The sequence below is a fragment of the Rhodococcus sp. CX genome, from assembly GCF_015865005.1.
Classification (GTDB): domain Bacteria; phylum Actinomycetota; class Actinomycetes; order Mycobacteriales; family Mycobacteriaceae; genus Rhodococcus.
Genome location: NZ_JADZGH010000208.1, coordinates 6,646 through 15,359 on the forward strand (window position 1 = coordinate 6,646; position 8,714 = coordinate 15,359).

General features: G+C 67.6%; 9 protein-coding genes and 1 pseudogene. 4 read left to right on the forward strand and 6 right to left on the reverse strand.

The features are described 5' to 3' along the window. The 3 genes from I0Q12_RS22765 to I0Q12_RS22775 form a co-directional block, all read left to right on the forward strand. The coding region (locus I0Q12_RS22765; RefSeq protein ID WP_197254986.1) for a succinate dehydrogenase hydrophobic membrane anchor subunit at positions 1 to 395 on the forward strand (395 nt) is incomplete at its 5' end. 15 nt (positions 396 to 410) lie between these two features. Beyond that, positions 411 to 2,162, forward strand: coding sequence for a succinate dehydrogenase flavoprotein subunit (gene sdhA / locus I0Q12_RS22770; protein ID WP_197254988.1), 1,752 nt, complete (start codon positions 411 to 413; stop codon positions 2,160 to 2,162). Next, positions 2,162 to 2,938, forward strand: a complete 777-nt coding sequence (locus I0Q12_RS22775; protein WP_197254990.1) for a succinate dehydrogenase iron-sulfur subunit — start codon at positions 2,162 to 2,164, stop codon at positions 2,936 to 2,938. Before sdhA ends, I0Q12_RS22775 begins: the two co-directional genes overlap by 1 nt. A gap of 101 nt (positions 2,939 to 3,039) precedes the next feature. Here I0Q12_RS22775 and I0Q12_RS22780 read toward each other — a convergent pair whose 3' ends face one another. Further along, positions 3,040 to 4,080 carry an NAD(P)-dependent alcohol dehydrogenase gene (locus I0Q12_RS22780; protein WP_197254992.1) on the reverse strand — a complete coding sequence of 347 codons (1,041 nt, stop codon included), beginning with the start codon at positions 4,078 to 4,080 and terminating at the stop codon, positions 3,040 to 3,042. A gap of 127 nt (positions 4,081 to 4,207) precedes the next feature. Here I0Q12_RS22780 and I0Q12_RS22785 point away from each other — a divergent pair, with 127 nt between their 5' ends. Further along, a complete protein-coding gene (locus I0Q12_RS22785; protein WP_374068766.1) occupies positions 4,208 to 5,467 on the forward strand; it encodes a hypothetical protein in 1,260 nt (419 codons plus the stop codon). Positions 5,468 to 5,492: 25 nt separating this feature from the next. On the opposite strand, the gene yhjD is transcribed toward I0Q12_RS22785, so the two are convergent. From yhjD to I0Q12_RS33600, 5 genes and pseudogenes are all read right to left on the reverse strand, one after another. After that, complete coding sequence (gene yhjD / locus I0Q12_RS22790; protein WP_197254994.1) at positions 5,493 to 6,527, reverse strand: inner membrane protein YhjD; 1,035 nt, start codon at positions 6,525 to 6,527, stop codon at positions 5,493 to 5,495. 14 nt (positions 6,528 to 6,541) lie between these two features. Beyond that, complete coding sequence (gene trpS, locus I0Q12_RS22795) at positions 6,542 to 7,582, reverse strand: tryptophan--tRNA ligase (protein WP_197254996.1); 1,041 nt, start codon at positions 7,580 to 7,582, stop codon at positions 6,542 to 6,544. Positions 7,583 to 7,595: 13 nt separating this feature from the next. Then, on the reverse strand, positions 7,596 to 8,018 hold the full coding sequence (locus tag I0Q12_RS22800) for a barstar family protein (RefSeq protein WP_197254998.1): 423 nt from the start codon (positions 8,016 to 8,018) through the stop codon (positions 7,596 to 7,598). After that, on the reverse strand, positions 8,018 to 8,506 hold the full coding sequence (locus tag I0Q12_RS22805; RefSeq protein WP_197255000.1) for a ribonuclease domain-containing protein: 489 nt from the start codon (positions 8,504 to 8,506) through the stop codon (positions 8,018 to 8,020). Before I0Q12_RS22805 ends, I0Q12_RS22800 begins: the two co-directional genes overlap by 1 nt. Next, positions 8,503 to 8,714 (reverse strand): annotated as a pseudogene (locus tag I0Q12_RS33600) (exodeoxyribonuclease III); the annotation flags it as partial. The gene I0Q12_RS22805 and the pseudogene I0Q12_RS33600, both read right to left, overlap by 4 nt.

Sequence of the window (8,714 nt, forward strand, 5' to 3'; positions counted from 1 at the left end):
GCCTCGACAACCCGCGCTCGCCGCGTCGTCAGGCCAAGAACAACTTCGAGCTCTACGCCTGGCTGTTCATGCGCCTGTCCGGCCTCGCACTGATCATCCTCGTGCTCGGCCACCTGTTCATCATGCTGATGCTCGACGAGGGCGTGCACCGCATCAACTTCGCGTTCGTCGCCGGTCGCTGGTCCAGCCCGTTCTGGCAGTTCTGGGACCTGTCGATGCTGTGGCTCGCGCAGCTGCACGGCGGCAACGGTCTGCGCACCGTCATCGCCGACTACTCGCGCAAGGACTCGACCCGTTTCTGGCTCAACACGATCCTCGCAGTGTCGATGATCCTGATCATGGGCCTGGGCACCTACGTGATCTTCACATTCGACCCCAACATCGTTGCGAGCTAGGGGAGCCAAGACTTCATGCAGGAACATCGTTATGACGTGGTCATCGTCGGTGCCGGCGGCGCCGGTATGCGCGCGGCCATCGAGGCCGGCCCCCGCGCCCGCACCGCGGTTCTGACCAAGCTCTACCCGACCCGCAGCCACACCGGTGCCGCGCAGGGCGGCATGTGTGCCGCGCTGGCCAACGTCGAAGAAGACAACTGGGAATGGCACACCTTCGACACCGTCAAGGGCGGCGACTACCTCGCCGACCAGGACGCCGTCGAGATCATGGCCAAGGAAGCCATCGACGCGGTGCTGGACCTGGAGAAGATGGGTCTCCCCTTCAACCGCACCCCCGAAGGCAAGATCGACCAGCGCCGCTTCGGTGGTCACACCCGTGACCACGGCAAGGCCCCGGTCCGTCGCGCGTGCTACGCCGCCGACCGCACCGGCCACATGATCCTGCAGACGCTGTACCAGAACTGCGTCAAGCACGACGTCGAGTTCTTCAACGAGTTCTACGCCCTGGACATCGCGCTGACCGAGACCGAGGACGGTCCCGTCGCCACCGGTGTCATCGCGTACGAGCTCGCCACCGGCGAGATCCACGTCTTCCACGCGAAGTCGATCGTGTTCGCCACCGGCGGTTCGGGCCGCATGTACAAGACGACGTCCAACGCGCACACCCTCACCGGTGACGGGCTGGGCATCATCTTCCGCAAGGGCCTGCCGCTCGAGGACATGGAGTTCCACCAGTTCCATCCGACGGGACTCGCGGGCCTCGGCATCCTCATCTCCGAGGCCGTCCGCGGTGAGGGCGGCATCCTCCGCAACGCCGACGGCGAGCGGTTCATGGAGCGCTACGCCCCCACCATCAAGGACCTCGCGCCTCGCGACATCGTCGCCCGGTCGATGGTGCTCGAGGTGCTCGAAGGCCGCGGTGCCGGTCCGAACAAAGACTACGTCTACATCGACGTCACGCACCTCGGTGAGGACGTCCTCGAGGAGAAGCTCCCGGACATCACCGAGTTCGCGCGCACCTACCTCGGCGTCGACCCGGTCACCGAGCTCGTCCCGGTGTACCCGACCTGCCACTACGTGATGGGTGGTATCCCCACCAACGTCCAGGGCGAGGTCCTGCGCAACAACGACGAGATCGTCAAGGGCCTGTACGCCGCCGGCGAGTGCGCCTGCGTGTCCGTGCACGGCGCCAACCGCCTCGGCACCAACTCGCTGCTCGACATCAACGTGTTCGGCCGTCGCGCCGGCATCGCTGCCGCCGAGTACGCGAACAGCACCGAGTTCGTCGAGCTGCCCGAGAACCCCGCGACCTACGTCGAGGAGTGGCTCGACCGCATCCTCCACGCGGGCGGCAAGGAGCGCGTCGCCGACATCCGTCGCGACCTGCAGCAGTCGATGGACAACAACGCGTCGGTGTTCCGCACCGAGGAGACCCTCACCAAGGCCCTCGAGGACATCCACGATCTGAAGAAGCGCTACAAGAACATCACGGTTCACGACAAGGGCAAGCGCTACAACAGCGACCTGCTCGAGGCCGTCGAGCTCGGCTTCCTGCTCGAGATGGCCGAGGTCACCGTGGTCGGCGCCCTCAACCGGAAGGAATCGCGCGGCGGCCACGCTCGCGAGGACTACCCGAATCGTGACGACGCGAACTACATGAAGCACACCATGGCGTACAAGGTGGGCCAGGATCTGATCTCCGAAATCCGCCTGGATTACAAGCCGGTGGTCCAGACCCGGTACGAGCCGATGGAGCGGAAGTACTGATGACTACTCTCGAGAAGAACGACGCCGTCGCCGCGGAACTGCCTCCGGTTCCCGAGGGCGCCGTCATGGTCACCCTCAAGATCGCCCGGTTCAACCCCGAGGACGGCAAGGGTCAGCACTGGGATTCGTTCCAGGTGCCGGCGCTGCCCAGCGACCGCATGCTCAACCTGCTGCTGTACGTGAAGGGCTACCTCGACGGAACCCTCACCTTCCGCCGCAGCTGCGCGCACGGCGTGTGTGGCTCCGACGCGATGCGGATCAACGGTGTCAACCGCCTGGCCTGCAAGATCCTCATGAAGGACATGCTGCCCAAGGACGGCAAGCCGGTGACCATCACCGTCGAGCCGATCCGCGGCCTGCCGGTCGAGAAGGACCTGGTCGTCGACATGGAGCCGTTCTTCGACGCGTTCCGTGCCGTCAAGCCGTTCCTCATCACGACGGGCAACGAGCCGACCCGCGAGCGGATCCAGTCGCAGGCCGACCGCGCCCGCTTCGACGACACCACCAAGTGCATCCTGTGCGCGTGCTGCACCACGTCGTGCCCGGTGTACTGGAGCGACGGGTCGTACTTCGGCCCCGCCGCGATCGTCAACGCGCATCGGTTCATCTTCGACTCGCGTGACGAGGGTGCCGCCGAGCGTCTCGACATCCTCAACGACAAGGACGGCGTGTGGCGCTGCCGCACCACCTTCAACTGCACCGACGCGTGCCCCCGTGGCATCCAGGTGACGAAGGCGATCCAGGAGGTCAAGCGCGCGCTGCTGTTCGCTCGCTGACCCTCCCTGTCACAGGGAACTGCAACACGGAACGCGGGTCCGGCCCTTCGGGGGCCGGGCCCGCGTTCTGCGTTTCCGCGACGCTGTTCCGCCGGGCGGACTCAGCCGGGTACGACCACACCGCGGCCGAGGATGGTGCCTTCCCGCAGCCGCCGGTACGCCTCGGGCCCCTCGTCGAGAGTGAACGTCTCGGTGTGGATCTCGAGTCTGCCGGCGCGGGCGAGGGCGATCACCTCCATCAGCTCGGTGCGGGACCCCCAGTACGGCGTCACGACGGAGGCACCGAACGGTACGAGGAAGAACCCGACCTTCGCATGCGCGCCGGCGTGGATTCCGACGATCGAGATGTGCCCGTCGATCGCGACGACCTGCTGCGCCATGTCGATCGTCGACTGCGCGCCGACGAAGTCGAACACCGCGGTGGCGCCCTGCCCGCCGGTCAGTTCGCGGATCGCGGCGGCCGCACTCGCATCGGACCGGATCGCCACGTCGGCGCCCACCGTGCGGGCCAGTTCGAGACGGTCGTCGTCGACGTCCAGTGCAACGACCCGGGCCGCGCCGATCGCCCGCAGGATCTGGATCCCGACGTGACCGAGCCCGCCCACACCGACCACCACCGCGGTGGATCCGGGGCCCAGCAGCGGCAGCACCCGGTTGATCGCGTGGTACGGGGTCAGACCGGCGTCGGTCAGCGGAGCCGCCGCGACCGGGTCGAGATCACCGATGGGCACGAGGTGCCGGGCCGAATCGACGATCATGTATTCGGCCATGGAACCGGGAGAACCGAGCCCCGGCGGGGTGATCCCGAGGTCGGCGGCGCGCGTGCAGTAGTTCTCGCGGCCACGGGCGCAGGCGTGACAGGAACCACAGCCCCACGGCCCGTACACGGCGACCGCGTCCCCGACCGCGATGCCGTCGACGCCCGCGCCGAGTTCGGCGACCGTGCCGACCCCCTCGTGGCCCAGCGTCAGCGGAAGCCCGTAGACGTATCCGTCCGCGGGCAGGTCCATCACGAAGATGTCGGAGTGGCACAGACCCGCGGCGGTGACCTTCAGCAGCACCTCCCCCGGGCCGGGGGACGGTGTGGGGATCTCGACGACGACCGGTTCCGCACCGATCTCGGTGTACTGGACGGCTTTCATGGACCCGACAGTACGGCCGATCCGCCACCGCGTCAGCCGATGTAACCGAATCGAATGATCTTGTTCACCGAAACCCGGTCCGTTCTGGGCGAACCGCGGCTATCGTGGACGCGACGAACGGAGTCCCGTGTCCGACAATCGCTCTCGATCTGCCTGCGCCCGGATCGTTGCCCTCGTCGCGTTCCTGTGCGCCGCCGTCACGGTCGCCCTGCCTCCGGCCGCGACCGCCGATACTCCCCTGTGCGCGTGGCGGTTCATGTCGAACGAGACGGTGCTGAACGTCGCGTTTCCGGACGTGAACGCCACCTACTGGGTCCTGCCCTATGCGCTGGGGCCGGGCGACTCGATCGAACTGTCCGGCACCTACCCGTACGCCCGGTACTTCTCGCTCAACACCTACGGCACGAACTTCGACACCGTGGATACGTTGCGCGACAACCAGATCGACCCCGACCCTGGCAGCAGCAATCCGTTCACGGACGCGTCGGCACGGACCCTCCCCCCTGTGCAACGCCAATGGCACGCCACCATCGTCACCGGCCCGGCCGACCACGCGCGCAACGAGATTCAGGCTCTGCCGGCCGGTCAGAGCACCCCGGTGGGTTTCCTGATCATCCGCGTCTACGTGCCCGACGACGCCGCCTCCCCCAGCGGCGGTGTGCCCCTGCCCGAGGCGACGATGCGGGTCGGTGGGGCGACCGTTCCGCGGCAGCCGTGCGAGCAGCCGTTCGACCCGAACTCCTACACGGGACCCGTCTCGCAGCTCGCGCAGGCAGGTTTCGATCAGGTCATCGCCGGTGCCGCGAGCGGCGCGTTCCCCGGCGACACACCGGAGACGGTGTTCGTGAACCCGGCCAGCTCGTCCGGTCTGTTTCCCAACGGGGACAACAAGTATCTCGGAACGGCACTGACCTACCAGCCGGGCAGGATCGTGGTCGTCCGCGGGAAGGCGCCGCTGTTCCCGGACACCCGCGCGGGTGTCCCGGCGACCGACCCGGATCAGCAGGTGCGGTATTGGTCGCTGTGCCAGAACGATCGGGTCTCGCCCTATCCGGTGGTGGCGTGCGGGGCCGACTTCGAGACCGCGCTCGACGAATCGGGCTACTACACCTACGCGGTCGCCGCGCCCGCCGATCTCACATCGGTCGCCGATCCGACCGTGACGGTGCTGCCGTGGGGCGATACGACGGTACCGAAGAAGGTGCTGTTCCTGCGCTACATGCTGCCGACGCCGGCGTTCTACCCGCAGTCCATCCAGGCGTCCCAGGCGACCGGAGCCGACCCCGCGACGGTGATGGGACCGTACTATCCGACCGCCGTGTACTGCTCCGCGACGACCTTCGTCGCGGGAGGCTACGAGGCGTGCCAGGACGAGGCGGCGGGCTGATCCGCCGGCCCCTCGACTTCGCCGGTCATCTCCGGGCGCGTCGGCGCGACCCGAGCAGCGCGCCACCCAGAATGCCCGCGCCGAGGAGCGCGATGCTCCCCCGCACCCCGGGACCCTGGTGCACCTCGAGCCGCGGAGTGATCGTCGCCGATTCCGGCGCGGGCACGTGCGCCAAGGCCAGATTCTCCTTCTTCGACGCCGCCCACGCCGTACACAACAGCAGCAGCTTCGCCGTCAGGTTGGAGAAGATGAGCAGACCGAGGATCGGGCCGAAGGCGACGCCGGCGGGCCCGTTCAGCACGATCTCGAGATAGATCGACCCGGCCTGCTTGAGCACTTCGAATCCGATCGCGGCGATCAGACCGGCCTGCGCGGCGCTACGAAAGGTGACCGGTTCGCGGGGCAGCCGCGCGATCACCCACGTGAACACCGCCCAGGTCGCGCCCAGCGCGAAGACCAGCGCGGCGATCCGCAACGCGACGCCGATCCCGAGGAGGTTCTCCATGTTCAGCAACGTGACGAGCCTGGACATGATCGGGCCGCTGCTCAGCGCCGACAACCCGAGCGAGACGAGCATGGCGAGACCGAGACCCAGCAGCGACGCGCCGTCCCGCAGTTTGGAGACCACGAAGTTGCCCTTGTCGCGCGGGTGGTCCCACATCGCGGTGAGGCCGTCACGCACGTTCGCCATCCAGCCGAGTCCCGCGTACGACGCGGTGAGCAGCCCGATCACGCCGACGGCGCCGCGCGAGTTGATCGCCGACGCGATCAGACTCTGCACGGTGTCACCGAGTTGCCCGGGGATGTTCTCGGCGATCGCGTCCTGGATCTGCTCGATCATCTCGGGTCGGCCGGCGAGCACGAAACCGGCGATCGAGAACGCCACCATGAGGATCGGCACGAGAGCCAGCACCGTGAAGTACGTGATACCGGCGGCGTAGTAGTCGCCTTTGTGCTCCTGGTAGCGCAGCCCGGTCCGGATCGTGTGGTCGAGCCAGGGATGGGCGGCACGCTGCCGATCGAGGAAACCGGGTTTCTTCTCGTCGCTCGCGCCGGCCATCCGTGACGCTCCTTCTACTTGCGGGGCAGGAATCCCACCTTGTCATAGACCTGGGCAAGTGTCCGGGAAGCGACGTCGCGCGCACGGTCCGCGCCGTTCGACAGGATCTTGAGCAGTTCGGTTTCGTCGGACAGGTACTCGTCGACCTTCGCCCGCAGCGGCGTCACGAACTCGGTGAGCACCGCGGCGGTGTCGTTCTTCAGATCGCCGTAGCCCTTGCCCTCGTATCCGGCGACGAGATCGTCGATGTCGCGGCCGGAGAGCGCCGACTGGATGGTGAGCAGGTTGCTCACGCCGGGCTTGGCCTCGCGGTCGAAGCGGATCTCCCGTTCGTTGTCGGTGACGGCCGACTTGATCTTCTTCGCGGACACCTTCGGGTCGTCGAGCAGGTTGATCAGGCCGGCCGCGGTCTCGGCCGACTTGCTCATCTTCGACGTGGGGTCCTGCAGGTCGTAGATCTTCGCGGTGCCCTTGACGATGTGCGGCTCGGGGACGACGAAGGTCTTGCCGTAGCGCTTGTTGAAACGCTGCGCGAGGTCGCGGGTCAATTCGAGGTGCTGGCGCTGATCCTCGCCGACCGGGACCTTCTGCGCGCGGTAGAGCAGGATGTCCGCGGCCATGAGCATCGGGTAGGTGAACAGGCCGACCCCGGCGTGCTCGGTGCCCTGCTTCGCGGACTTGTCCTTGAACTGCGTCATCCGGCTGGCCTCACCGAAGCCGGTCATGCAGGTCAGCACCCAGGACAGTTCGACGTGCTCGGGCACGTGGCTCTGCACGAACAGCACCGACTTCTCGGGGTCGATGCCCACGGCCAGGAGCTGCGCCGCCGAAACCAGCACCCGCTTGCGCAGCTCCTTCGGGTTCTGCGGCACGGTGATCGCGTGCAGGTCGGGAATGAAGTAGTAGGCGTCGAACTCGTCCTGCATCGGAACCCACTGCTGCAGCGCACCGAGGAAGTTCCCGAGATGGAAGGAATCCGAGGTGGGCTGAATGCCGGACAGCACCCGAGGCCGGGCGGTCGGCGCGGTGGCGTTCTGATCTGCAGTGCTCGACATGCTCTCGATACTGTCACGCACCGGGTTCGGCGCTGCGACCGAGGTCGCCGTGTCCGGCCGCGGCGAATCGCTCGGCCACGGCGTCGGCGTGCTGCGGCGGAACCTGCAGGATCACCCGCAGCGGGATCTGCCCGAGCACCGCGACGAACCACGCCATCTGGTCCGGTTCTCCTGTGAGCAGTTCGTGTGCGTCGAATACCAGTACCGACGGCGCGGCGGCCTCGCAGACCTCGGACAGGCACTCGTCGAACGCGTCCTTGTTCGCACCGAAGTAGTACGGGAACTGCAGCGCCGCGGCGAACTCGTCGAACAGCTGCCGGAGGGTCGTCATCTTCCGGCCGCGCAGGTGCACGACGCGCCCGTCCTGCCGCAGTTGTTCCTCGAGGTCCGCTGCCCCGGATCGGGTGGTCTCGAGCAGGGTCAGGTCGGCTCGCATCAGCACATCCTCGTGAACGACTCGTAGTGGTCGGCGGTGTACCACGCCGATCCGTCCGCACCGGTGACGATGCGTTCGGCGTCGCGGCTGCGCCCGGGCTTCTTCCGGTTGACGTCCCATTCCTGGTAGGCCGCCGGTCGCCCGTCGTCGCCGACGGTGGGCAGCTCGCCCTCGTAGTTGCCGAACCGGCGACCGCCCTGGGTGCCCGGGGCGTCGTCCGGTGGCCAGTCCCCCGCGTCGATGAGCTCGAGGGTGTCCCAGACGTAGTCGGGGATCGGACCTTCCGGCTCGCAGGTGACGGTGTCGCCGTTCGGCTGTGCCGTCCCGGACGGCTGTGCTGTCGAGGAGGGAACGGACAGCAGCGGCGCGACGGTCGTGCCGGTGTCGGTGCCCGCGGATCCGCAGGCCGTGACGAACAGGGCGACGATCGCGGACAGCAGCGCGAGCAGGGCCGCCTTGCAGTGCCGGTTCACCCGGTGCCGGATCATCGGAATTCGACCGTCACCGGCGCGTGGTCCGACCAGCGTTCGGCATATGTCGCGGCCCGTTCGACGCGGGCCGCGGTCACCCGGTCGGCGAGTGCCGGGGTCACCAGGTGGTAGTCGATCCGCCAGCCCGCGTCGGTGTCGAAGGCCTTGCCCCGGTACGACCACCACGAGTACGGGCCGGGGACATCGCCGTGGTGCTCGCGCACGA

Bases quoted from the DNA above. Each gene is read 5' to 3' on its own strand.
- sdhA (WP_197254988.1), top strand. From the start codon at position 411: ATGCAGGAACATCGTTATGACGTGGTCATCGTCGGTGCCGGCGGCGCC.
- I0Q12_RS22775 (WP_197254990.1), top strand. From the start codon at position 2,162: ATGACTACTCTCGAGAAGAACGACGCCGTCGCCGCGGAACTGCCTCCG.
- I0Q12_RS22780 (WP_197254992.1), bottom strand. From the start codon at position 4,080: ATGAAAGCCGTCCAGTACACCGAGATCGGTGCGGAACCGGTCGTCGTC.
- yhjD (WP_197254994.1), bottom strand. From the start codon at position 6,527: ATGGCCGGCGCGAGCGACGAGAAGAAACCCGGTTTCCTCGATCGGCAG.
- trpS (WP_197254996.1), bottom strand. From the start codon at position 7,582: ATGTCGAGCACTGCAGATCAGAACGCCACCGCGCCGACCGCCCGGCCT.
- I0Q12_RS22800 (WP_197254998.1), bottom strand. From the start codon at position 8,018: ATGCGAGCCGACCTGACCCTGCTCGAGACCACCCGATCCGGGGCAGCG.
- I0Q12_RS22805 (WP_197255000.1), bottom strand. From the start codon at position 8,506: ATGATCCGGCACCGGGTGAACCGGCACTGCAAGGCGGCCCTGCTCGCG.